Genomic DNA, 24,907 nt, shown 5'->3' on the forward strand with positions numbered 1-24,907 from the left:
CCTTTAATTCGCTTTTGTAGCCCTTCCACGCCAATCAACAAGTGCTGATTATCAATATCACGCTTTAACACAGCCTTAAAAATAAAAAAACTCCACTCATCCCTTATAAAAGGACGAATGGAGTTATATTCGCGGTACCACCTTTTTTTGCAGACTACGCCTGCACACTCAAATACGTAACGGGTTACACCGGCTTCTCCTACTTCAAGTTCAAAGAAGCTGCTCAAGGGCGACCTTCAAGTGCTGTCATTTGAAAAACCTCCCACCAATGGTTTCTCTCTCTGGAAAACGCAAACACACTCTACTCTTCCCTGTCTAAGCATTTCATATGATATACACTATAGTCTAAAAAATAAAAGCTTAATCGTCAATAAGGTTAGCCAAGTTTTTTATAATATATGCATAGGAAAGAAAAATGATTATGTTTATTCCCTAGAAACACCCTCTTTTAGAATGTAAGTGTCTCGTAATATGTGTAGTAGCATCTCAGCAACGTATTGTTTTATTGCTGTGATTGTTGGGCTTGTTGCTCTGCTGCTTGAATTTGTGAGACAAAAAATTCAGTATTGTTGATAAGCCAATGCACTTGTTGCAGTTGGGTGACAGATTCACGTTCGTTGCGATCATTTCGACTCGGCTGTGCCGCGTAGGTAGCTACTTGCTTGGTAAATAAACGAGGATATGCTAAGTAGGCCAACATCAACTTTTTTTCTTCAGGTGTGAAGGGAAAGTTTTTTTGATAGACTTGGAACCATTCGTATCTGTCATTACGCGCAATCGGATATGTTTGAAACGAGCGAGAGTAAAATTGGACAAGGTCTTGAACGGGCGTGGAAAATTGAGAGCGTTCTAAACTAATAAAATACCCGTTTTGTTCATGATCAAATAAAAAATGATTCATTGACAAATTACCGTGAATAAGCGCAATCCGTGTGGTCTCCTGCTCCTTCATAGCTTCATGCCATTCCTCAAGCTTTTTGGAGGCAAATTCATGGGCGCGTATTGCCTGATGAAAATACGTGCAGTATTGCAACTCAAACGGAGACATATACCATCTGCTTTCACAATTTACTACAAACTCCTCCATGGCATTTCGTTCTCTCTCCCAAATTCCTGATAAAGTATCATAATGATTATTAAGCACGTCCTCCGTCAGCTTTTCTTCACGCAATGTTTTTTGATGCATACTTGCCAAGGTTTGAAACATTTTATGATACTCGTCGTTTTCTTCACCCTGTGCATGCGCTTCAAGCCATGGCATCAAATAGTATCGATATTCAGAATCCGATAAAATATACTCGCCAATTCCGTTATGATAAATGGGGGCAAAATTTGTGAAGCCTTTCTCCGCCAAGAGCTGCAAATGCTGCATAAAATTACTTCGCTCCAGCCTCGAAGGTTCCAGCTTTTTCAAAGCATATGCCCCCTGGTTCGTATGCACCTTAACCACACTGCCATACTCTTCTATATGCTCTGCATGCAACCGATAAGATTGCAGCAACGGTTCATACCGTTCTCGTACCGTTCGTTCCATAGAGACAACCCTTTCTCGCAAAAATAAAAAGAGGTGAGGAAGAAATTTTCTTCACTCACACTGCTCTTTTACGACTTCGCTTTTGGCTTGACTATTGGGATATATAAAATCTTTCCTTCTTGCAAATACCCTTCATCAATTTGATTGACACGTGTTAATTGTTGAGAAGTGATATTATATTTTTCAGCTATGGATTCGGTTGTGTCACCTTGCTGAACAAAGTACATCCGCATCTTTGTAAACTCTTCATCACGCTCTTTTGTAAATAATTTTGTTAAATACAGTGCATTTTCATCACGCTGAGAATATTCATATGTTTCTTCTTCCTCTTCATCCCTGAATTTCTGAAACGAAAAGGCAGGAGGCACTTCTTCAGCTGGAGGTTTTTTTGCTTCTAATTGAAATGGCTCTAATGTTAGCTCTTCAAAATGAGGTGCCTCATATACTGTGTCTTCCTCACGTGCATCCTCATCATAATAGGAATCCCATTCATTCTCTTGTGATTCCTCATAATGATGCACCTCTACCTCATCTCGATTACAAAGACCACCAATTGCAATATCTGCAATAAGCTGTAAACAGCCACGTTCAGGCAACTCATAGTCAAATGATTCAATCGTTACGTATAAATCCGCCGCATCTCTTACACGAGCACGAGGAATCGAGACTTCAAGCGGAAAAGCATGCGAAATTTCATTCACACCATCTTCTCTTGTAAACACTGCATCCACTGTACGAACTGGTGATAAATCTCGTAAAGAAAAGCCTTCTTCTTCCGGTTCGGGTACATATTCACCTGTTAATTGCAGCTCTCCTCTTACAACTACCTCATAATCCTTTTCCTGCACGGAAATGTCTGGATCTAACGAAATGGAAATTAACTCCGCTACTTCCTGTCCTTTTTTAAACCATATGGACTCCTTTAACGAAAAGCGCAATGATGTTTGCTCATCCAACGTCATTTGCGTTTCCCCCTCTCACCACAGTATATGACATTACAGATTATGTACGGGGGCGATCATTTATGAATGAAAATAAAAAACGAGGGTACTACACCCTCGTTTTTATTTAAGTTTAGAAAATGCGATTTCCGCAGCAGCAATTGTTTTTTCAATATCTTCGTCACTATGTGCGGTTGATAGGAACAAACCTTCAAATTGAGATGGTGGTAAAAATACACCTTGCTCAATCATTTCACGGTAATATGTCGCAAAATAAGCAAGATTGGATGTTTTCGCTGTTTCATAGTTGACCACCTGCTCGTTTGTAAAGAACAAGCCCACCATGGAACCTGCGCGATTTACACAATGCGGAATGTCGTGCTTTTTCGCTGCAGCCTTCAAGCCTTCTTCTAGTTTCATTGCTTTACGTTCAAACTCTTCGTAAGACTCTGGGGAAAGTTGGACAAGCGTTTCATATCCGGCTGTCATTGCCAATGGGTTTCCAGATAACGTACCTGCTTGATAAATAGGTCCGCTTGGCGCAACCTGCGCCATAATTTCCGCTTTGCCTCCATATGCACCGACAGGAAGACCGCCACCAATTACTTTACCAAGACATGTTAAATCCGGAATAACATTAAAATAGCCTTGGCCACAGTGATAACCCACACGAAAACCCGTCATTACCTCATCAAAAATTAGTAGTGCACCGTATTCGGATGTAATCGTACGAAGGCCTTCTAAGAAGCCTGGCAGCGGCGGTACCACACCCATATTGCCTGCTACTGGTTCTACAATTATCGCAGCAATATCTTCACCGAATTGTTCAAATGCAATACGCACGCTGTCTAAGTCATTATATGGTACGGTGATGGTATTGCGAGCTACGCCCTCCGGAACACCCGGACTGTCAGGCAAACCAAGTGTCGCAACACCAGAACCCGCTTTAATTAGTAAAGAATCACCATGTCCATGATAACAGCCCTCAAATTTCACAATCTTATTACGCCCTGTATAGCCGCGCGCCAAACGAAGTGCGCTCATTGTCGCTTCTGTACCGGAGTTTACCATGCGTACAACCTCTACTGATGGAACACGTTCAATCACCAATTTGGCTAATTCGTTCTCAATTTCAGTTGGTGCACCAAAGCTTGTACCTTTTTCCGCAACTTGTTTCAGACCTTCAACTACTTTGTCGTTAGCATGACCGTGAATAAGTGGTCCCCAAGATAATACGTAATCAATATATTCATTGCCATCAATATCGTACACCTTTGAGCCTTTGCCATGGTCCATAAAAATAGGGTTCATCCCCACAGATTTAAACGCACGCACAGGACTGTTTACACCGCCTGGCATCATTTGCTTTGCTTCTTCAAATGCTTGAATTGATTTCTCAAAACTTCTCATTACATTTCCTCCTCAAGCCATCTTGCAGCATCTTTTGCGAAGTATGTTAAAATTAAATCCGCTCCGGCACGCTTCATGCTCAGCAATTGTTCCAATACGATGTCCTTTTCATTAATCCAGCCGTTTTGTGCAGCAGCCTTTACCATGGAATACTCGCCGCTCACATTATAAGCAACTACCGGCAAGTTAAAGTTATTTTTCACATCGCGAATAATATCTAGGTAGGAAAGAGCTGGCTTTACCATTAAAAAGTCGGCGCCTTCTTCTACATCAGATTCCGCTTCTCGAAGCGCCTCTAAACGGTTTGCTGGATCCATTTGATATGCTTTACGATCTCCAAACTTAGGCGAGCTGTGTGCCGCATCGCGGAACGGACCATAATGGGCAGAAGAATATTTAACCGCATAAGACATAATAGGGATATGCGTAAAGCCGTTTTCATCCAACGCATGGCGAATGGCCGCCACGAAACCGTCCATCATATTGGAAGGTGCAATAATGTCCGCACCGGCTTGTGCCTGACTTACAGCTGTTTTAGCTAGCAGTTCAAGCGATTCATCATTTAGAATAACACCATCTTCTACAACGCCGCAATGACCGTGGGATGTATATTGACATAAACACGTGTCAGCTATTACAACAAGCTCTGGAAAGCTCTCTTTAATCAAAGTAATCGCACGTTGTACAATGCCATGACTGCAATACGCCGATGAGCCAACTTCGTCCTTTTCTGCCGGTACACCAAATACAATAACGGACTTGATACCTAAATCGACCGCCTCTTGTATATCCGCATGTAACAGATCTAATGAGATTTGCTCCACACCCGGCATAGATTTGACAGGGTTACGTTTATTTTCCCCTTCCACCACAAAAATCGGGTAAATAAAATCTTCTTTATGTAAAAAGGTTTCACGTACAAGTGCGCGCATCCCTGCAGATTGACGCAATCTTCGATGACGATTGAATTGTAAATGCTTCATACTTCTCCGACTCCTTTTTCTTCTTTTTCCACTATACACTGAAGCAATGCATCGATTGTATACGTATTAGGCATAACAACAGCTTTAAAATAGGGAAGTGCCTCCTGCTTCGTGACAGGCCCTATACACCCTATCGTACATGTTTTTGTCCAGTTCTTCCACTCTGTGCCCTCAAGCAAAGTTACAAAACCCTGCACAGTAGAAGGACTTGTAAATAAAACAGCGTCGACTCCCTCTGAAACTGCTTGTATCAGCGCCGGACGCATGTGCCGATTAATTTCTGTTTTATATACGATTATATCTTGTACAAATATGCCTTGAGAACGCAATGTCGAGGAAATTACATCTCGTGCTCGGTCTCCTTTCGGAAACAATACACGCTGGCTGTTCTTTACAACCTGGGAAAATTCCATAGCAAATACTTCTCCAACATAGGCACTTGGCATAAAAGAAGCACGATAGCCCATTTCTTCTATGGCAAGCTTTGTTTTCTCTCCCACAACAGCAATACGAGCATGAGTAGGTAATGTATAGGACGAAAAAAAACACCGCACAGCATTTTTGCTCGTAAAAATAACCCAATCGTAGGTAGCAAGGGAAAGATCAGTCGTTGCTTTAGGAACAATATGAAGAAGCGGCACAGAGATTGGTATGCCTCCAAACGACATAATAGCGTCCTCCACCTCTCTCATTTGTCCCTTTGCCCGTAGTGAAAGAACTTTCTTACCAGCGAGACGTTTCACTGTTGTTCCTTCGCTTCTAAAATGAGTTCTTTTGCACCTTTTGCAATTAAGCGATTCGCAGCTTCTTTTCCCACCTCAAGTGGCTCAGCACCGCGTACAGTCTCCTTCAATAAAACCGATCCATCCTTTGAACCAACAAGTGCTGTCAATTCTATTTCCCCTTCTTGCATTACTGCATAACCAGCAATCGGCACCTGGCAGCCACCTTCTAAGCGATGTAAAAATTCACGTTCAGCAGCAACTGTTCGCTCTGTAATTGCATCATTGAATAAACGAAGTGCCGACAGCAACTCCTCATCATCCGCGCGACATTCAATCGATAAAGCCCCTTGACCAACAGCAGGCACGCATTGATCTGCCTCTAAATAACCTGTAATTACATCGTCGGCCCAGCCCATGCGCTTTAAACCAGCTGCCGCAAGAATAATGGCATCATAGTCTTCTTCCTGTAGCTTACGAATACGTGTGTCAATATTTCCACGAATCCATTTGATTTGCAAATCAGGACGTTCAGCCAACAATTGCGAACTGCGGCGCAAACTGCTGGTTCCAATCACTGCACCTGCTGGTAAGTCTGAAAGAGATTCACCATGTTTCGTAATAAACACATCGCGTGGGTCTACACGCTTTGGCACACAACCGATTGTTAGACCGTCTGGTAATACAGCCGGCATATCCTTCATGCTGTGCACAGCCATATCAATCTCCTTATCCAGCATCGCCTGTTCAATTTCCTTTACGAACAAACCCTTTCCGCCCACTTTCGACAGAGTAACATCCAGAATAACGTCTCCCTTTGTAACAATTTCTTTGACTTCAAATTCAAAAGGTACGCCGAGCTGTTTTAGCTGTTCAATCACCCAATTTGTTTGTGTTAAAGCTAGTTTACTTTTTCTTGACCCTACAATAATTTTACGCATATGTGACCTCTCCTGTTTGTTACTTCTCTTTTATCGTTCCTTTTTACACACCGATGTTTGCTTATAAATTCCAAAAATGAAATGAAGTTAAGCTACTGAGTAAAAAGATGTTAATAAGTAATGTTAAAAAAGCACCTACATTCCAATGTGCAATTTGTTTACCCTGCAATTTACCGGAGGTATACAGATATAAACCAGTACAATACACAATAAATACAACAAAAGACCCAATTACCTTAGGGTCATACCAGTGGAAATTTTCAAGCTTTGTGTAAGCCCATATGCAACCAAGTAAAATTGCAAATAAAAAAAATGGTGCTGCAAATATATTTAAAACATAAGATAACGTATTTAGTTTAGGTAAATTTCCTAGGCGTCGCAAACGAACCGTCCATTTCTTTTGCTTTAGTAGTCGATACTGCAACAAGTACATGAGCGAAAAAATAAATGAAACTGTAAATGTTGCATATGATAGAAACGCCATCCCAACATGTACATATACTAGCTCTGAAACTAAACGATTTGCAAGAACAGGAGGTGTTTTACCAAATGGTGTAAAAATGGAAAGCGCGCTAATGCTAAACGCCAGTACATTCGTAAAAAACACCAAAAAATCAATGCGCTGCAACCGATTTAAGATAAGAGATAGCGTTATTAACAGCCATACATAAAAATAGACACCTGACAAAAGTGTGAGAACCGGATTAGCATGCGTTTCGACAGCGCGAATGCACATAAATACCGTTTGTAGCAACCATACAATAGCAAGCAACCAAAAAGCTGTTCGATTGGCCCTTTGATTGCTTTGTAAAAAATCAATACAATACAAGCTCACACTGCATGCATAAAGAATGATTGCTACATGATAAATGATACTGTTATTAAGCAGTTCCATACCTGTTATAAGGGACGTACGGATAATACGGGAACTGCATGTACTTGCTCTACTTTAGATGCTTGCTGATTTACATCTAAATTGAATATTTTTGCGAACAGTTCCAAGTGTTCCTTTGCATCAGGCTCCGCCGCCAATTCCTTTGCCATTAAAATAGGATCTTTCAACATTTGATTGATGATACTTTTTGTATGCTTGCTGATAAGTTTACGCTCTCGCTCTGTTAAATTCGGCATTTTACGTTCTAAGCTTTTCATTGTTTCACTTTGAATGGACAGTGCTTTATCTCTTAGCTGAGAGATAAGTGGTACAACACCAAGCGTGTTCATCCAGGCTTTAAATAGGACAATCTCTTCTTCAATCATAAGAGCTATTTTTTCTGCCTCACGCAAACGCTCTTCTTTATTGGCTTCCACAATGCCTTGCAAATCATCAATATCGTATAAAAAGACTGATTCCAACTCCGCAATTTCCGGTGATAAATCACGCGGAACAGCAATATCCACCATAAAAATTGGACGACCACGGCGCATCTTTTCTACTTTTATCATCATATCTTTGGTTACGACATACTCTGAAGCACCAGTAGAGCTAATTAAAATATCCGCTTCCACTAAGGCGCATTGTAATTCATGTAATGATTTGGCTTGCCCCATATACTTCTTTGCCATCGCTTCCGCTTTTTCAAACGTGCGATTCATCACGGTCACTTGTCCTACACCGTTTCCGTATAGGTTTTGCAGTGCCAACTCCCCCATCTTGCCAGCACCTAAAATGAGAACATGACAATCTTGTAGGTTACCGAAAATCTTTTTTGCAAGTTCAACAGCTGCATAGCTTACAGAAACAGCGTTTCCACCAATTGTTGTTTCTGAATGGGCACGTTTAGCTAGCGTAATAGCCTGCTTAAACAACTCATTAAACACGGTTCCTGTCGTTTGACCTTGAGCTTGCAAAAAGCTCGTACGAATTTGTCCTAAAATTTGCGTTTCACCAACCACCATAGAATCCAAACCACTTGTAACTCGGAACAAGTGCTCAATTGCACCATCTTCCTCCCATATAGACAAGTAAGAAGAAAACGCATCTATCGGAAGCTGAAACCACTCAGATAAAAACTTTTTAATATAATATCGACCTGTATGCAGTTGGTCGACCACTGCATAGACTTCCGTTCGATTGCATGTCGATATAATAATATTTTCTAATATACTCTTTTGTTGCTGCAGCTGCAGCATCGCTTGCTCCAAATCTGTCGGTTGAAATGAAAGCTTTTCGCGAATCTCTACAGGGGCAGTTCGATAGTTAACACCCACTACTAGAATATGCACTTTACGTGCCCCCCTTCATTCTTATCCAAATACCTATTGAGTGCTTTGCGCAAACAAATAACTGTATCTATAATACACAGTTATATTCACATTTGTTTTCCTATTTCTCGTACTTAATCCTACATGTATATAATGTTAATGATAGTACATCTCACTTGTTTTAAATCTGACAATAATGTGAACATCTCTATATATGCTAAAAAAGCCCCATCCCCATATAATATGACTTTTTCGTTCGAACATAGACTCCATCTTGTACGTTATCAAAAAAATGATAGCGAAGCAAGCAATGCAAGCTATATTCCCCTTAAAATAACCCTTCCTTTATTTTCCCATTATATCAATTTTTAAACCGCTTTCATATATAAAACTTTCTTCTTCTCTAATTAATAATTGCCTATTGCGAATATTAAGCTGTAACACAGCTAACATAAAAAAAACACGTGAATCAAATTCACGTGTTTTTTGTGTTAGTAAAATAATGAATAGCTGACCAGGCCTCATCTTTTCCAAGACCTGTTTCAGAAGAAAATAACACGAGACGATCTCCCGGTTCGATTTCAAGCTTTTCTTTTACTACCTTAAGATGTTTATCCCATTTTCCTTTTGGAATCTTATCAGCCTTTGTCGCAACGATAATAACCGGGATTTCATAATGCTTTAAAAAATCGTACATCATGACATCATCTGCAGTCGGTGGATGACGTAAATCAACGATAAGAACAACCGCCTTCAATTGTTCTCTTGATGTAAAATACGTCTCAATCATTTTACCCCAGGCTTCACGCTCTTTTTTTGACACCTTTGCATATCCATAGCCAGGAACATCGACAAAGTGCATCATCTCATTAATGATATAAAAATTTAAGGTTTGTGTTTTTCCAGGCTTGGAGGAAATGCGCGCCAGTCCTTTTCGATTTAGCATCTTATTAATAAACGACGACTTTCCTACATTTGAGCGACCCGCAAGCGCAATTTCCGGCATATCGTCTTGTGGATATTGCGCCGGCTTCACAGCGCTGATTACGATTTCTGATTTTGTTACTTTCATTCCTTCACTCCTACTAAAGCGTGCGCAAGCACTTCGTCAAGATGAGAAACCGGTACAAATGTAATGTTCTCCTTTACACTATCCGGAATATCATCTAAATCCTTCTCATTTTCTGCTGGCATAATAACCTTTTTTAAGCCAGCGCGATGTGCACTTAGAGACTTTTCTTTTAGACCGCCAATTGGAAGAACACGCCCACGCAGTGTAATTTCCCCAGTCATACCCACTTCTTTACTTACAGCCTTGCCTGTTAAAGCGGAAATGAGCGCTGTTGCCATGGTGATACCAGCTGAAGGTCCATCTTTTGGAACGGCGCCTTCCGGCACATGAATGTGAATATCATTTTTCTCATGAAACTCTGGATCAATATGCAGTTCACTCGCTCGGGATCGAATGTAACTAAACGCCGCTTGCGCAGATTCCTTCATCACATCGCCTAATTTCCCCGTTAAAATCAACTTACCTTTACCAGGGTATAGAGACACTTCAATTGGCAACGTATCACCACCAACGGATGTGTATGCCAATCCTGTTGCCACACCGACTTGATCTTGCGCCTCTGCCTGCCCATAGCGATACTTTTTCTTGCCTAAAAACTCTTCAATATTTTTATCAGTGACAACTACTTTTTTCTTAGCTTCTGCAACTAGGATACGCGCTGCTTTTCGGCATATCGTTGCGACTTGTCTTTCTAAGGCACGAACGCCTGCTTCTCTTGTATAATAACGAACGAGTGCAACTAAGCCATCTTCACGGATCTGTAATTTTGACTTTCCAAGACCATGTTCTTTCATTTGCTTCGGTACTAAGTGATCGCGCGCAATATGTATTTTTTCAATTTCAGTATAGCCTGCAATATTAATAATCTCCATACGGTCAAGAAGTGGTCCTGGAATCGTAGCCAATGTGTTGGCTGTTGCAATGAACATAACCTTTGATAAATCGTAAGGTTCTTCAATATAATGGTCACTAAAATTCCGGTTTTGCTCAGGATCTAATACCTCTAGTAATGCCGCAGACGGATCGCCGCGGAAGTCATTAGACATTTTATCAATTTCATCTAGTAAGAATACGGGATTAATTGTTTTGGCCTTTTTCATACCTTGGATAATCCGTCCAGGCATAGCACCAATGTATGTACGTCGATGACCGCGCACCTCCGATTCATCCCGTACACCGCCTAGTGAAACCCGTACAAAATTCCTCCCAAGCGATGTTGCAATCGAACGAGCCAATGATGTTTTACCGACGCCAGGCGGTCCCACAAGACAAAGAATAGGCCCTTTTAATGAACGTGTGAGCTGCTGAACGGCCAAATACTCCAATACGCGTTCCTTTACCTTTTCTAATCCGAAATGGTCTTTGTTTAAAATCTCTTCTGCATGTGCAACATCGAGAATATCTTCTGTTGCTTCCGTCCAAGGCAATGTTAATAACCAATCTATATAATTTCGAATAACACCGCTCTCTGCTGAGCTAGAAGGTAATTTCTCATAGCGGCCCAATTCACGTAGCGCCACATCTTTTGTTTCTTGAGGCATGCCCGATTGTTCAATTTTAGTACGCAGCTCTTCAACTTCACCGGTTTTCCCTTCTTTATCGCCAAGTTCTTTTTGAATAGCTTTCATTTGCTCACGTAAAAAATATTCTTTTTGCGTACGTTCCATAGATTTTTTTACACGTTGGCTAATTGTTTTCTCCAGGTTGAGCAACTCTTTTTCATCTTGAATAAATGAAATAATTTTACGCAAACGCTCTTTTGCATCTAAAATTTCCAGCACTTCTTGCTTTTCCTTGATTTTAAGCGGTAGATGAGAGGCAATTAAGTCCGCTAAACGTCCCGGTTCTGTTATATCCACAACTGTCGCAAACGTTTCATTGGATATTTTTTTGGACACTTTAATGTATTGCTCGAAATCTTGCGTCAATGTACGCATGAGCGCTTTTTCTTCTAAGTCATGCGCTTCTGTATCGTCCAATACTTGTATGTTCACATTTACTACATCTTCTTCATCATGCAGATGTAAAAGCTCTGCTCTATGTAATCCTTCCACAAGCACTCGAACGGTACCATTTGGCAGCTTTAACGTTTGTTTTATCTTTGCTAATGTACCGATTGTATATAAATCCTCTGCAGTCGGTTGATCGACATTTACATCTTTTTGTGTAGCCAAAAAGATAAGATTTTCATCAAGTGCCGCATTCTCAATTGCTCGTATCGACTTTTCACGTCCCACATCAAGATGTAACACCATTGTCGGATACACGAGAATACCTCGTAGTGGCAGGAGGGGAACGATTTTTTCGCTCTGGTTCATTTGATTATGGCACCTCCATTTTATAGTCTGTTCACCTATTGTATATTACAAAAGAACATTTATGCAATCACGGTGAATTATTGAAATGGTTCCTATGAGTTATATTACCCAATTATGTTATGTTTTTAAAAAGAATACTCGATTAAGGACCACTTTTAACCTGTATGTACATGTTAGAAAAACAAAGCTGCCCCAAACCGGGACAGCTTTGTTTTTCTTATCCAGACTGTGACTCTTCTTCAAAATGAGAGTGCTCCTGTATTTGTTCCGCAATCGCTAGCTTCAGTACATCCTGAAGATGACGAACCGGAACAATGTCAATGTCTGTTATTGAATATAAAATAGGCTGCATATTTTCAGCAGGAATAATGACTGTTTTGGCACCGGCTTTCTTTGCCGCTTTAATCTTAGCATACACGCCGCCTACCGGCTTTACTTCTCCCTGAATACTGATTTCTCCGGTCATTGCCACATCATTTCGTACATATCGTCCATGCACCGCAGAATAGACACCTGTTGCAATCGCAATTCCTGCGGAGGGACCATCCACTGGTGCCCCGCCCGGAAAATTGATATGAATATCGTATCCAGATGGAAGAAGATTAAAAGAGCGCAATACTGTAATTACATTATCCACAGAACCTTTAGCCATACTTTTACGGCGAATGGACTTTCCTTGTCCGCCAAGACTTTCCTCTTCTACGATACCGGTAATCACAACATCGCCCTTTCCTTCCACTTGCATTGCTGTGACCTCAAGTTCTAGTAAAGCACCGGTGTTCGGACCATATACAGCTAGACCATTGACAAGGCCAATTTTAGGGATTGGATAAATGCGCTTCTCATACTTTGGTGTTAACTGACTAGAATGAATTACCCACTCAATATCCTCATCACGAATGTCAGTTCTATCTTCATTAATTGCCATACCTGCTGCAATTTGCACCAAATTAATAGCTTCACGGCCATTGCGTGCATATTTCCCAATCAACGCTACACCTTTCTCGCCAATTACAAGTTCCACCTTATGAGCGGCGTTGCGAGCCACTCGTTCAATTTCCTCTGTATCCAATTCCCGAAAAAACACTTCGAGACAACGCGAGCGAATGGCAGGCGGAATTTCTTCTGGAGAACGTGTTGTAGCGCCGACCAACCGAAAATCAGCTGGAAGCCCGTTTTGAAAAATATCATGGATGTAGGTGGGAATAAATGTATTCTCTTCGCTATAATAGGCGCTCTCTAAAAATACTTTCCGATCTTCAAGTACCTTGAGCATTTTATTCATTTGAATCGGGTGCAGTTCACCGATTTCATCTATAAACAAAATACCACCGTGCGCATCCGTAACCGCCCCTTTTTTCGGCTGGGGAATACCGGCCTGCCCCATGGCACCGGCTCCTTGATAAATCGGGTCATGCACTGAACCAATAAGTGGATCTGCAATGCCTCGTTCATCAAAACGAGCTGTTGTGGCATCCAGCTCAATAAAAACAGCAGCTGGACGAAACGGGGATTTCTCATTTTTGCGCGCCTCTTCTAATACAAGACGGGCTGCCGCCGTTTTTCCAACTCCCGGCGGACCATATATAATGACATGTTGCGGATTAGGACCACATAGCGCTGCCTGTAATGATTTAATGCCATCTTGTTGCCCTACAATATCTGCAAATGTAGCAGGGCGAACTTTTTCGGCTAGTGGTTCTGTTAAGGAGATAGAGCGCATTTTCCGCAGCTGTTCCATTTCTTTTTTAGATTCTTTATCAATCGATATTTTCTGCGTTCGCTGATTGCGCAGCAAATGCCAAAAATATAAGCCGACGATTACGCCGAACACCAATTGAACGAGTAAAATAATATTCGTCCAGCTCATGTAAATCCCTCCCAGTTCATTGATACTTTGTAGTATCGCCGAGTCGAAAGAGCCCTAAACATAGAAGAAACAGCAATTCCTTAGGAATTGCTGTTTCTTTTGATTACGCTGACGTTTTGGTTCCTTGCTCAAGCACTGTACCATCTTGCAATACAAGCTTTGGAGGAGCACCGTCTGCAACTGTCTCTTTTGAGATGATGCATGTCTCAATATCCTCACGAGAAGGAAGCTCAAACATTACATCCAGCATCATGCCTTCAATAATAGAGCGAAGACCACGTGCTCCTGTTTTACGCTCAATCGCCTTTTTCGCGATTTCAAGAAGCGCACCTTCTTCAAACTCAAGCTTTACATCGTCAAGCTCAAGCAGCTTTTGATATTGTTTCACAAGTGCGTTTTTCGGCTTTGTCAAAATTTCAACAAGCGCTTCCTCGTCTAATTGCTCTAAGTTAGCAATCACCGGCAAACGACCGATGAACTCAGGGATTAAACCGAACTTCAGTAAATCTTCCGGTAGAACATGGGATAACACTTTATCATCTTCAATGTTGCGCTTCCCGTCTGTTCCGAATCCAATCACCTTTTTACCTAGACGGCGCTTGATGATTTGCTCAATACCATCAAATGCCCCGCCGCAAATAAACAAAATATTTGTTGTGTCAATTTGAATAAACTCTTGATGCGGGTGCTTACGGCCACCTTGCGGTGGAACGCTTGCTACTGTACCTTCAAGAATTTTTAAAAGCGCTTGCTGTACACCTTCGCCTGAAACATCACGCGTAATGGAAGGGTTTTCGGATTTACGAGCTACCTTATCGATTTCATCGATATAAATAATACCCTTTTCCGCTTTTTCTACATCGTAATCAGCAGCTTGAATCAGTTTAAGAAGAATGTTTTCCACATCTTCCCCAACATAACCAGCTTCTGTTAACGATGTTGCATCTGCAATCGCAAACGGTACATTTAAAATACGAGCCAAAGTTTGCGCAAGCAATGTTTTACCGCTTCCTGTCGGACCAATCATTGCAATATTACTTTTGGAAAGCTCTACATCATCAATTTTGCTGTTGGAGTTAATACGTTTATAGTGGTTATATACCGCTACAGCCAAAGCTTTTTTGGCATTATCTTGCCCGATGACATACTCATCAAGAATTTCACGAATTGCCATCGGTTTTGGAACATCCTTCAATTCTACTTCATCATCTTTTGCAAGCTCCTCATGCACGATTTCTGTACAAAGCTCAATACACTCGTCACAAATATAAACTCCAGGACCCGCCACAAGCTTACGGACCTGCGTTTGCGTTTTACCGCAAAAAGAACATTTCAATTGCCCTTTTTCATCATTAAACTTGAACATATTTTCACACCCCTTAAAAGTGCTAGAAACCTTACACACTATGTAAATGAAATTATTACCGCATGTAAATACATATTATGTCACTATGTTGGATTAAATACAAATGATATGGTCGCTTATGTATATATTCTAAATTCTTTTAATTTTTAGAATACATATATTCTCCTTGCATGAGCTTGTTTCCTGCACAATTATTCAATCGTTTTATAAAACAAGGCACGATCCAGCATCGCGCCCTGTTTTATCATATTACTTGCTGTTTTCTACTAAGAATTCAACAGCTTTACGGATTTTAAGATCTTCTTTTAGGCCTTCTAGGCTACCAAGAGCTTGCTTTACAGCATCAACTGGCATGTTGTACATTTCAGCCATTTTGTTTACTTCTTCGTTTGCTTCTTCATCTGTAGCTTCAATACCTTCAGCTTCGATGATCGCTTCTAATACAAGGTTTGTTTTTACGCGTGGTGCTGCTTCTTCTTTCATTTGCTCTTTCAACTTAGCTTCATCTTGTCCAGTGAATTGGAAGTAAAGCTCCATGCTCATACCTTGCGCTTGTAGGCGTTGGTCAAACTCACGAACCATACGATCAAGCTCAGTTTCGATCATTGCTTCCGGAATTTCAACTTCAGCGTTTGCTACAGCTTTTTCTACTGCATCGTTGCGAAGTTTATTTTCTGCTTCATTTTTCTTGCTTTCTTCAAGATCTGCGCGAAGTTTTGCTTTTAACTCATCTAGAGTTGCTACTTCTTCGTTCACATCTTTAGCGAACTCATCGTCTAAAGCAGGAACTTGTTTTGCTTTGATTTCGTGAACAGTCACTTTGAATACTGCAGGTTGACCTTTAAGCTCTTCTGCATGGTACTCTTCAGGGAATGTTACTTCTACGTCTTTAGACTCGCCAGCTTTTAGACCAACCAACTGTTCTTCAAAACCTGGGATGAAAGAACCAGATCCGATTTCAAGAGAGTAGTTCTCAGCTTTGCCACCTTCGAATGCTTCGCCGTTTACGAAACCTTCGAAATCAATGATTGCTGTATCGCCATTTTCTACTACGCCTTCTTCTTTTACAACAAGCTCAGCGTTGCGCTCTTGCAAAGTTTTCAATTCGTTTGCTACGTCCTCATCTGTTACAGCTGTTTCCATTTTTTCAAGCTCAAGACCTTTGTATTCGCCAAGCTTTACTTCTGGTTTAACTGTTACCTTAGCAGTGAAAATAAGGTTTTTGCCTTTTTCCATTTGCTCGATGTTAATTTCAGGTTGCGCAACAGGAAAAATGCCTGTTTCATCAATTGCTTGTGTGTATGCACGTGGCAAGATGAAGTCTAATGCATCTTGGTAAAGAGACTCTACACCGTATTTCTTTTCGAACAATACGCGTGGCATTTTTCCTTTACGGAATCCAGGCTCATTAATGCGGTTTACAACTTTTTTAAATGCCGCGTCCAAACCCTTCGTTACTTCTTGTGCCTCAACCTCTACAGTTAGGACACCTACGCTACCTTCTAACTTTTCCCATTTTACAGCCATTTATTCTTTCCCTCCATGTAATAAAAGTAAACTTTCACAAACTGGTGTAGTTTGTGATATAGCATTTTGCAGGTTATTTCCCCACCGCAGCGGGGCATATTACCCGTTCATGCGTGATAAGCTATAAATACTCGGTATGTAATCCGAGAATCATACAATATGATGAGAGACTCCCTCTGTGCGGGGCAAATTACACCTTCTGCAACCCTTTTATTATAGCATACAAATTCTCTGTTTCAACAATCATGCCATTCTTTTTCGTTACAGGGGTAAAAATCCTTCGGTTTCAATACGGAGCAGCATATGCTGCGCTTCCTCTAAAAGTTGCTGAAACACAGCGTTTTCTTCTTCATACCCCGTATCTGCTTCATGCATGGCAAACCTATCATTTCCAATCATTTCTAAGGCAACGGCCCATAATTTCGGGTCATTCGGCTGCAAAGAAAGCGGAAACACAAGTGTCTGCAACTGTAGCCAATAGGCAGATATCGCTTCAAGCAAAGTAGGATTTTCCTGACTCAATCGATTATCTAATTCTTGTAAAACCGCCTTCGTAAATGGCATTTCACTAACTTCAAGTAGATGGAAGGGCACAACTCGCTCACTTAAACCATACTTACTCACTGTCACTTCTTCTTCTACTTCATGCTCCTTCAGTAAATGCAGTACTGCCGTTTTGACGTACGGATGCTTGTGCGCATCAGATAAAAATGTTTTTAGAAAAGGAAACGCATATACCGTACCTTGTTGTTTTAAGGTTTGCAACGCTTGTAACTGCGCAACGATATCTGTTCCTGCAAAGATTGTTTTAAATTCATGGTTCATGCTCTTTGGCGGTTCTTGCTGCATCTTTTGAGCAAATAACACTAAACTTTCTAGCTTCTTTCTCTGCTCTTCTTGTAGGGGGTACTCGTTTATTTGTTTTGCCATTTGAGAGATTCCTGTATAGTCATTCAAGTGAACAAGAATGCTCATATACATATCCAGTACATTCACATCAAATGTATGTTGATCGGCAAGCAATTCTTTACAGCGCGCTCTAGCTTCTTTCCATTCCTCCGTCTCCATTAAGCACACAACCGCACCAAATTCAGTGCGTTCATCATGCATATCGTGTGCGCGCATTTGATCAAAATAAGCAAGTGCTTTGCTAAAATCTTTAGACTGTAATGCCTGAAAACCGTTCTCTTTTAAACGAGCTGCTAAATTAGGAAATAATACAACCGTTTCTTCATTTTTCATTACTTCGGCCTCTTCCACTTACAACTGCACAGTTATGCAATTGGATAGTTTTGAATAAGCGGATGCAGGACGATTTCATCAATGATAAGATGTTTTGGTGCACTTGCCATATACACAACGGCGGATGCAACATCATCGACCTTAATCCACTCTTGCTTTTCTGGTACTCCTTGCGTACCACCTGCAAAATATGTGTCTACCATTCCTGGATTAATTGTGCCAACACGAACCCCATATTCACGCATTTCTTGCGCCAATGAACCACTAAAGCCCTGCACCGCATATTTTGTTGCCGTATAGGCAGCGCCGTTTGGAATTGTATAACGACCAACATCTGAGGAGATAGTAATAATTGTGCCAGCCTTACGCGCCTTCATATGCGGGACTACCGCTTTTGCACATACAAATACACCTTGTACATTCACTTCAAACAGACGCTTCCATTCCTCCACATTTGTTTCTTCGACTGTTTTAAATACACCAATACCCGCATTATTAAGCAATATATCGATGGAGCCGAACGCCTTAAGCGTTTCTGTAACAACTTGTTGAACGCCTTCTTCACTAGATACATCCACTTGAAACGCCAAAACTTCATAGCCCCTTTGTACGAGCTCTTCTTTAACTGTATAAATTTCTTCACTGCTGCCAATTAGACTTAACTTTACGCCTTGTTCCGCTAGTTTGTATGCAACCGCTTTACCAATTCCGCGCGAAGCACCCGTAATAATAGCTGTTTGTCCTGCCAACATTATAGTCTCCCTCTCTTTTCAATCATCTGCCTTCTAGCATAGTAAAACTTTAGATAGATTGCAAATATAGATAAGCAGGATAACATACAGTAAACCTTGCACTTCTTGCTCTATAAAAAAAGTGCGCTTGTGTGTGTAAGCGCACTTTTTTTGAAACTTCACGATAGTTGCATGCGAGTTTACCTTGACTCTTTGTATGATGGTACACATCAATCACCCCATACTCCTACTTACAAACTCCTTTGTCTTTACGATAAAAAAAAATCTCGTTACTATATAGTAACGAGATTTTTAGTAGCGTCCCAGGAGAGATTCGAACTCCCGACCGACGGCTTAGAAGGCCGTTGCTCTATCCTGCTGAGCTACTGGGACATATGCTTTTTCTTCCTCTCAGTACAACGGTCACTTTTCGAACTTAGACCGTTATCTTATATCTCTAATTATAACAATATAATTAGAGTACTTCAATCTGCTTTAATGATCCTTTATACGTAAAAACACTGTCTATTAACAAAATTCTTTTCCTAATCTTATACGGTAATGATTTTTAGTTCTGATTGCAGGAGCGTTAGTGCTACTTACTTATCTAATATACACACTCTTATATTTGGTCAAAAGTTACCCCCATAATTATATTTAATAGAACACCTTTAAAGAGACGAGACTTCTTTATGGCTGACTTCGTTATTTAATGACTCCAAAAAGTTCACTCATTCTCTCTACAAAGTTTGGTGTAGCGTAAGATTTAATCTCTAACATAGTGAAAAACCAGTGAGAATTATTCTTCACTGGCTATAGATACTTCTATCCGCTATAGAGTTAGATCTTTTCCCACAAAAAGCGTTAAGCTTATTATCATTTCTCATTTCCCTCTATTTCATAGAAAAAACCATATCTCCCATCATTAGAATCTTTTGTGAATTGTACATAATTAATCTTTTCTTTGATATCATTACTTGGTTCTTTATTTTCGAGAATAATGATTTGCATATCTTTATGTAACAAAGCTACATCATTAAAAAAAGCTGACTGAATATCTTCATTCACATCTTCCTCAGACTTTTTACCTTTGTATGTTGTTAAAGGAGAGTCAAGAACAATGAAACCTGGATGAGGTTTATTGTTCTCTCTACAAAACTCCAACATCGAAATTGCAAACGCACTATAAATAATAGCCCGATACCCTTTCCCATAATCTTTTGTTGATTTTGAATCAACATAAAAAACACCATCCATATAGATTACATTAGGGTTCTTAGAAAACTTCCACCTTTTCAACGTTCTTGACATATAGGTACAAAATTCATTATAAGAGCTTAATACTACTCCATTATCCTCTGATGTTGTTATTGTTTTTGGTTTCTTTTTAAGTTTATCCTCTATCGCTGTTTTCTTATCATTTAAATCTGCTATTTTTGATAGCATTAGATTGTATTTCGTCAGTGAATCTCTTTCTCGAATATAGGAGTTTAGCAATGACTGCAAATTTAATTCTTGTGGTTCCAATATTTGATTTATTCTCTCACTTATTTCATTGTATTTTCTCTGATTTTCGTTAATTACGTTAACTAATTCATTATATTCAACTTCGGATTGTTCGATCGTTGACTCTAAATCTAATAATTGTAGTTTTATTTTATTCATTTCAGCTTCCGCAGAAATAACTAAATCATCATTATTATGGTGGTTTGCCCCACAATTATTAACATTACAATTCCCATTTTCTATTCTCTGACTGCAATAAGGACATATAGCAAAATTCAATTGAGAAAAGTAGTAATTTCCCTCTATTACGAATTTCAATCTGCGTAAATCACTATCATAATGTTCTTTAAGAAGCTTAAACCTCTTTATCAATTCTAGAACAGCTATGCTTTTCGACTTATCCTCCTCTATTTTATTCCATAAAATTCTTCTGTCCTTAGTTTGCTGTTCAATTTCTTGACTTACTTGCTCAAGTTTGACCTCAATTTCTTTCATCTGGTTTTCTAATATTGATTCAGATGTCGAGTCAGTCAGCGCCAAAGCTACTAGTTCTGCCTCTTCCTGTTCTATCAATTTATCCAGCAACTCTTTTTGCCCTACCAATTTAGTTGTTGAAGATGTATTTTCATCTTGGCCACTTTTATCTCCGCTATCATCTAACCCAGATATAATAAGTTTAAAAATTGATTTTTCTACACTTGATTTAGTGAACTGACCAGATAAAACAGGTGAATCTACTTTTATTATTTTATCTTCACTAATAGTTATGTATATAGGTAAATCTCTAAAGCTTAAAGTACGTGTTTCACCCTTTTTATTTTTTCTAACATAACTAGGATGTTTATAACCTGATTTATTAAGTAAGAAGGCAGATAGATTATCAGTTCTATCCTTATTATGCTTAATATCCAAAATATTTAGAGACCCCTGTGATACAGTATGGCTTAACCCGGGGTAAACTTCAACATTGTCCTGTCCAAAACTCCGTTTGAGTGTGTAAATTTCTCCATTATATAATATAATCTCCAGTAAGACAGAAGAATATCCTTCGCTTTCCTTTATCTTCTTAGGCTCATTTGATGAACCTAACATATAATTTATACATTCAAAAATATACGACTTCCCTGTATCAGACGGCCCAGAGATAATGTTCAATCCCTTTTTAAATTCTATAGATACATTTTCCACATTATCTCCAGTAACTATAAGTTTGTGGATATAAAACCCAGATTTACTCACTAAATATCCCCCCTCACCAGTGATTCTTTAGTAAATTCACTACCCCATTTCGGTATATTTACTTTTACAAATAAACTTAATTCCTTATCTGAATAGTACTTAAATCTCTGAATTACCATTTTAGAAAACTTCATTAGATTTAACGCATAAGTAGAATCCAAATAACCAATAAAGAATGAACTTAATTGATTAGCCTTGTAATAAATACCATCCTTAGTATATTCAATATCCAAGAGTTCCTTTGAATACATTAAATTAATTCCTTCTTGCATAATTTTCCTCTTAATAATAAGTTCTCCAGAACGATGTGGACTTGGTGGATGTAGACTATTCATCCCCTCATTAAAGTCACTACTATGCGTTACGAGATAATCGTAGATAACTAACCTATTTAGATCAATTGATTCTCCTGATAATTCATTTAATATTATTAAAGCTCTTAATCCTATTTCTATAGGTGTGTTAAATACATTTATATTTCTCTTAGAATAAAATTTATTCTTCATCATCTATCACCCAGATTATTTCTTCTTCCTCTATATATTTTTCATCATTTGCCAAGTGATGACATATACCACTCTTATCCTTCCCATTAACAATATCACTGAAAATATTATCTGAACTAATAGTAATATTCATTGCCCTTTCTGTGGTAGCTTTAACGCGCTCAAATCCATCTTTATGTTCGGAGTAAACAGTATCAATTATTCCATGATAAATTTGGTCTTTTAACTCTTCAAAAGCATTTACACCTTCTGGAATTGAATCTCTTTCGAAAACCTTCAAAGATTCTGCTTGATAAAAATATGTTCTTTGTCTATTGAAGTGATTCATTAAAACTTTATATTGCTTCAAATCACTTATGCTATCTATCCTTTTATTTTTATGATTTGCATAAGCATCATATAATTTTTTTACATAAAGAAGTTCTTCTTGTTTAATTTCATCAGGAGCCTTACTTGGACGATCGGGTAATTTTCTAAGCCCACCACCAAATCTAAATGGAAAATAAATAGTCTGTTGATATTGCGCAATTAACTCAGCGGGATTAATTACATCAAATATCGAAAAATCAAATCCTTCAACATATTTTTTAAAATTTCCTTTTAAATGTACTTCCTCAACTTTTGTAATTTTCTTAAGACAATTTTTATCCCACTCTTTAATAAGTTCTGATTTTAAAGTATTTGGGTTCATAATAAAATCAAATAGTTTCCCCCCTACCCCATGAGGTGAAACAAAATAATATTTCCTTGGGATGCTATAATCCCCTTTATACGTGTAGTAGCAAACCTTGCCAAACTCAACCCACATTTCAGAAGGAGTAAGCGGAGCATTATAATGCTTACATTGATAATTATCCCAGATTTCATCCCCATCCTTAGAATATCTTTCAAAAGCAATAACATCTCTACCTTTATCTCCTGCACCTGCAACACGTATAACTTTTTCGTATTTTTTACTAAGATAACCGTACAACCATTCTTCTACTATTTCCTCAAACTCACTTGGCGAAACTATTTTGAGTCGGTCAATAGGCGGTATATAACTACCTGTTAATAATTGAAGATTAGAAACCTTTGTATTATATTTCGGTTCTGCTAGTTCAATTAATTCTTCATTATCAATATCATTCATAATTACTCACCTTTAATAATTTGTTGCTATAATCCTACCAAAGAATCATAATTTAATTTGTTATTTTTTGTCGAATTTAGGATTTTTATTAGAGCATTTCTCTAAAACTTCCTAATAATAAAAACAAGTCTTTCTTATTGTTTCTGGCTAATTTTTTACTTATTTTAACTTTACATATTGAACTATTTCTTTAAATATAAATAGTAAGTAAAGACAAAAGGCGGAACATATGAACTAGCTTTGTTCCTTTAATCCTTAAGATATTTGATAAAAGTCTTCTTTTATTCATAAAAAATAGAGAGAGTTTATTCATTAAGGATAAACTCTCTCTATTTTTACGTTTTATATGAAATACTTAATTAGCGTTATGTTATCCTTCATTTAGGATTTATGTTCTTGTGTTTCCTCTTAACTTAAAGCTAATTAAATACTTCATGTTCTAAATACATCCTAAAATCTAACTCTAATTTTCATTATCCTGTAACCTTGAAGAATGGATTACTTTACGTTTTTGATAATTTATTGGAGTTGTTGTAAAACGACTCGCATCCCTATGTACCCAATATGTATTTGCATCTGTTTTATGCTCTCCCCGCTCAATCACGAAGTCCTCTGGTGAACAACCAATTAAGCCAAACTTCTTAAGAGCGTCTAGCACTTTATCTCTTGTTGTAGGCTTGATACCTGTTCTCTTACTTATAGTCTCCACTGACACTTCAATATAACCCCCATTTAAAGCACAACGACTTGCTAGATATCCATAGATATAAAAAGCAGTGCACCCTAAATTAGGATTGGTCACACACTCAATAAACACTTCAAAAGGGATTTGGTGAGTATATTCCTTATTGTAAAAAGTACCATTGTATATGCTGTCATTAACCTCTCTTTCACTTGTTGCAAATAAAGGCTCTTTTATTTTTCTTTTCTTAACATTTGTATGTTTGTCTATATCCTTTAAACTTCGATTCATTTCCTCAAAATAAACCCATTGTGGACAACTCGTATCTTCTTCATAAAAGTACCATCTTACAGGCGCTTCTAGAAACGATACTGTTTTAGTAATCCCTAACCTGTCTAATACTCCATTCTTTTTAATTATATAATTGATTTCTTTATTTGTTTCTGATAACCCTAATATGTACTTTATCTTCCTCTCGGTTACATTATCCAAATCCATAACCCCATATTTAGCATAGCGATATAGCCACGTAATGAAATAGATATACGTATAAGCTATTGCAACATGTGGGGCTTTTACGCGCATCAACTCCTCATCCTTAGACAATATTTCAAAAAGGTTATTTGGCATTAATAAATAGCTCTCCTTTTTTTCAAACTCCACCATTTGTTTTAATTCTTTCTTGCCTAACTTTCTAACCATTCTCTTTGCGTACTCCTTAATAATTATTTACTTTTCCTTTATTACCCTATTTCTTGTAATGCTTCGTCCAATTTCGGATTTCTCTCAAATAACCAAAACTCTATGCCCGTTCTCCCATGAATCGCATACGTAATAAAAGGTATGCCTTTACCATATCTCAAGAATTTCATTGTTTGTTTTGAATAACAAAAGAAATAATTTTGACTTAACTTCCTCATATTTATCACCCCCTTCTTTCCTAATAACAATTTGTAAAAGGTATGCTATTAGGTGTAATT

At 38.7% G+C, this 24,907-nt stretch carries 20 protein-coding genes, 1 tRNA gene and 1 other annotated feature; all 21 genes read right to left on the minus strand.

What is annotated here, in order from left to right:
• Positions 1-106: 106 nt before the first annotated feature.
• Positions 107-327 (minus strand) — a binding site (T-box leader).
• A gap of 175 nt (positions 328-502) precedes the next feature.
• The 21 genes from ysxE to MUG87_RS08825 all read right to left on the minus strand — a co-directional run bounded on the left by ysxE (position 503) and on the right by MUG87_RS08825 (position 24,847).
• Entirely contained in the window at positions 503-1,534 is a 1,032-nt protein-coding gene (gene ysxE / locus MUG87_RS08725; RefSeq protein WP_247087082.1) for a spore coat protein YsxE, read from the minus strand.
• A gap of 68 nt (positions 1,535-1,602) precedes the next feature.
• Entirely contained in the window at positions 1,603-2,496 is an 894-nt protein-coding gene (gene spoVID, locus MUG87_RS08730; protein WP_247087083.1) for a stage VI sporulation protein D, read from the minus strand.
• Positions 2,497-2,598: 102 nt separating this feature from the next.
• Positions 2,599-3,885 carry a glutamate-1-semialdehyde 2,1-aminomutase gene (hemL, locus tag MUG87_RS08735; RefSeq protein WP_247087084.1) on the minus strand — a complete coding sequence of 429 codons (1,287 nt, stop codon included), beginning with the start codon at positions 3,883-3,885 and terminating at the stop codon, positions 2,599-2,601.
• Positions 3,885-4,868 (minus strand): porphobilinogen synthase, encoded by a 984-nt coding sequence (gene hemB, locus MUG87_RS08740; RefSeq protein ID WP_247087085.1) that lies wholly within the window; start codon positions 4,866-4,868, stop codon positions 3,885-3,887. Before hemB ends, hemL begins: the two co-directional genes overlap by 1 nt.
• Complete coding sequence (locus tag MUG87_RS08745) at positions 4,865-5,536, minus strand: uroporphyrinogen-III synthase (protein ID WP_247087086.1); 672 nt, start codon at positions 5,534-5,536, stop codon at positions 4,865-4,867. The genes hemB and MUG87_RS08745 overlap by 4 nt, the downstream gene beginning before the upstream one ends.
• Positions 5,537-5,607: 71 nt before the next feature.
• A complete protein-coding gene (hemC, locus tag MUG87_RS08750; protein ID WP_247087087.1) occupies positions 5,608-6,531 on the minus strand; it encodes a hydroxymethylbilane synthase in 924 nt (307 codons plus the stop codon).
• Positions 6,532-6,592: 61 nt separating this feature from the next.
• Positions 6,593-7,426 (minus strand): cytochrome c biogenesis protein, encoded by an 834-nt coding sequence (gene ccsA, locus MUG87_RS08755; RefSeq protein WP_247087088.1) that lies wholly within the window; start codon positions 7,424-7,426, stop codon positions 6,593-6,595.
• A gap of 5 nt (positions 7,427-7,431) precedes the next feature.
• A complete protein-coding gene (gene hemA / locus MUG87_RS08760; RefSeq protein ID WP_247087089.1) occupies positions 7,432-8,757 on the minus strand; it encodes a glutamyl-tRNA reductase in 1,326 nt (441 codons plus the stop codon).
• Between the two features lie 454 nt (positions 8,758-9,211).
• Positions 9,212-9,808: a ribosome biogenesis GTP-binding protein YihA/YsxC gene (yihA, locus tag MUG87_RS08765; RefSeq protein ID WP_247087090.1), complete on the minus strand. Its 597-nt coding sequence runs from the start codon at positions 9,806-9,808 to the stop codon at positions 9,212-9,214.
• Positions 9,805-12,126 carry an endopeptidase La gene (gene lon / locus MUG87_RS08770; RefSeq protein WP_247087091.1) on the minus strand — a complete coding sequence of 774 codons (2,322 nt, stop codon included), beginning with the start codon at positions 12,124-12,126 and terminating at the stop codon, positions 9,805-9,807. Before lon ends, yihA begins: the two co-directional genes overlap by 4 nt.
• Positions 12,127-12,343: 217 nt before the next feature.
• Positions 12,344-13,996 (minus strand): ATP-dependent protease LonB, encoded by a 1,653-nt coding sequence (gene lonB / locus MUG87_RS08775; RefSeq protein WP_247087092.1) that lies wholly within the window; start codon positions 13,994-13,996, stop codon positions 12,344-12,346.
• A gap of 103 nt (positions 13,997-14,099) precedes the next feature.
• The gene (gene clpX, locus MUG87_RS08780; RefSeq protein WP_247087093.1) at positions 14,100-15,362 is read right to left on the minus strand and encodes an ATP-dependent protease ATP-binding subunit ClpX; all 1,263 of its coding nucleotides are present in this window, start codon (positions 15,360-15,362) and stop codon (positions 14,100-14,102) included.
• A 249-nt stretch (positions 15,363-15,611) separates the two neighbouring features.
• Positions 15,612-16,889 (minus strand): trigger factor, encoded by a 1,278-nt coding sequence (tig, locus tag MUG87_RS08785; protein WP_247087094.1) that lies wholly within the window; start codon positions 16,887-16,889, stop codon positions 15,612-15,614.
• Positions 16,890-17,150: 261 nt separating this feature from the next.
• A complete protein-coding gene (locus tag MUG87_RS08790; protein WP_247087095.1) occupies positions 17,151-18,131 on the minus strand; it encodes a tetratricopeptide repeat protein in 981 nt (326 codons plus the stop codon).
• 32 nt (positions 18,132-18,163) lie between these two features.
• Positions 18,164-18,883, minus strand: coding sequence for an SDR family oxidoreductase (locus tag MUG87_RS08795; protein WP_247087096.1), 720 nt, complete (start codon positions 18,881-18,883; stop codon positions 18,164-18,166).
• 298 nt (positions 18,884-19,181) lie between these two features.
• Positions 19,182-19,255: transfer RNA gene (locus MUG87_RS08800), tRNA-Arg, on the minus strand.
• Positions 19,256-19,738: 483 nt separating this feature from the next.
• Positions 19,739-21,607 carry an AAA family ATPase gene (locus MUG87_RS08805; RefSeq protein WP_247087097.1) on the minus strand — a complete coding sequence of 623 codons (1,869 nt, stop codon included), beginning with the start codon at positions 21,605-21,607 and terminating at the stop codon, positions 19,739-19,741.
• Complete coding sequence (locus tag MUG87_RS08810; RefSeq protein ID WP_247087098.1) at positions 21,607-22,116, minus strand: ABC-three component system middle component 2; 510 nt, start codon at positions 22,114-22,116, stop codon at positions 21,607-21,609. The genes MUG87_RS08805 and MUG87_RS08810 overlap by 1 nt, the downstream gene beginning before the upstream one ends.
• Positions 22,103-23,245 carry an ABC-three component system protein gene (locus MUG87_RS08815; RefSeq protein ID WP_247087099.1) on the minus strand — a complete coding sequence of 381 codons (1,143 nt, stop codon included), beginning with the start codon at positions 23,243-23,245 and terminating at the stop codon, positions 22,103-22,105. The genes MUG87_RS08810 and MUG87_RS08815 overlap by 14 nt, the downstream gene beginning before the upstream one ends.
• Before the next feature lie 463 nt (positions 23,246-23,708).
• Entirely contained in the window at positions 23,709-24,629 is a 921-nt protein-coding gene (locus MUG87_RS08820) for a helix-turn-helix domain-containing protein (protein ID WP_247087100.1), read from the minus strand.
• A 41-nt stretch (positions 24,630-24,670) separates the two neighbouring features.
• Positions 24,671-24,847, minus strand: coding sequence for a hypothetical protein (locus tag MUG87_RS08825; RefSeq protein ID WP_247087101.1), 177 nt, complete (start codon positions 24,845-24,847; stop codon positions 24,671-24,673).
• Between the last annotated feature and the right edge of the window lie 60 nt (positions 24,848-24,907).

The sequence above is a fragment of the Ectobacillus sp. JY-23 genome, assembly GCF_023022965.1.
Taxonomy (GTDB): Bacteria; Bacillota; Bacilli; order Bacillales; family Bacillaceae_G; genus Ectobacillus.

What these genes read in the sequence shown, in the direction of transcription:
- MUG87_RS08810 (WP_247087098.1), bottom strand. Translation starts at nt 22,116, where the DNA reads ATGATGAAGAATAAATTTTATTCTAAGAGAAATATAAATGTATTTAAC.
- tig (WP_247087094.1), bottom strand. Translation starts at nt 16,889, where the DNA reads ATGGCTGTAAAATGGGAAAAGTTAGAAGGTAGCGTAGGTGTCCTAACT.
- lonB (WP_247087092.1), bottom strand. Translation starts at nt 13,996, where the DNA reads ATGAGCTGGACGAATATTATTTTACTCGTTCAATTGGTGTTCGGCGTA.
- hemL (WP_247087084.1), bottom strand. Translation starts at nt 3,885, where the DNA reads ATGAGAAGTTTTGAGAAATCAATTCAAGCATTTGAAGAAGCAAAGCAA.
- MUG87_RS08820 (WP_247087100.1), bottom strand. Translation starts at nt 24,629, where the DNA reads ATGGTTAGAAAGTTAGGCAAGAAAGAATTAAAACAAATGGTGGAGTTT.
- MUG87_RS08815 (WP_247087099.1), bottom strand. Translation starts at nt 23,245, where the DNA reads ATGAATGATATTGATAATGAAGAATTAATTGAACTAGCAGAACCGAAA.
- ysxE (WP_247087082.1), bottom strand. Translation starts at nt 1,534, where the DNA reads ATGGAACGAACGGTACGAGAACGGTATGAACCGTTGCTGCAATCTTAT.
- MUG87_RS08790 (WP_247087095.1), bottom strand. Translation starts at nt 18,131, where the DNA reads ATGAAAAATGAAGAAACGGTTGTATTATTTCCTAATTTAGCAGCTCGT.
- MUG87_RS08745 (WP_247087086.1), bottom strand. Translation starts at nt 5,536, where the DNA reads ATGTCGTTTGGAGGCATACCAATCTCTGTGCCGCTTCTTCATATTGTT.
- clpX (WP_247087093.1), bottom strand. Translation starts at nt 15,362, where the DNA reads ATGTTCAAGTTTAATGATGAAAAAGGGCAATTGAAATGTTCTTTTTGC.
- spoVID (WP_247087083.1), bottom strand. Translation starts at nt 2,496, where the DNA reads ATGACGTTGGATGAGCAAACATCATTGCGCTTTTCGTTAAAGGAGTCC.
- hemC (WP_247087087.1), bottom strand. Translation starts at nt 6,531, where the DNA reads ATGCGTAAAATTATTGTAGGGTCAAGAAAAAGTAAACTAGCTTTAACA.
- yihA (WP_247087090.1), bottom strand. Translation starts at nt 9,808, where the DNA reads ATGAAAGTAACAAAATCAGAAATCGTAATCAGCGCTGTGAAGCCGGCG.
- MUG87_RS08825 (WP_247087101.1), bottom strand. Translation starts at nt 24,847, where the DNA reads ATGAGGAAGTTAAGTCAAAATTATTTCTTTTGTTATTCAAAACAAACA.
- hemB (WP_247087085.1), bottom strand. Translation starts at nt 4,868, where the DNA reads ATGAAGCATTTACAATTCAATCGTCATCGAAGATTGCGTCAATCTGCA.
- ccsA (WP_247087088.1), bottom strand. Translation starts at nt 7,426, where the DNA reads ATGGAACTGCTTAATAACAGTATCATTTATCATGTAGCAATCATTCTT.
- lon (WP_247087091.1), bottom strand. Translation starts at nt 12,126, where the DNA reads ATGAACCAGAGCGAAAAAATCGTTCCCCTCCTGCCACTACGAGGTATT.
- MUG87_RS08795 (WP_247087096.1), bottom strand. Translation starts at nt 18,883, where the DNA reads ATGTTGGCAGGACAAACAGCTATTATTACGGGTGCTTCGCGCGGAATT.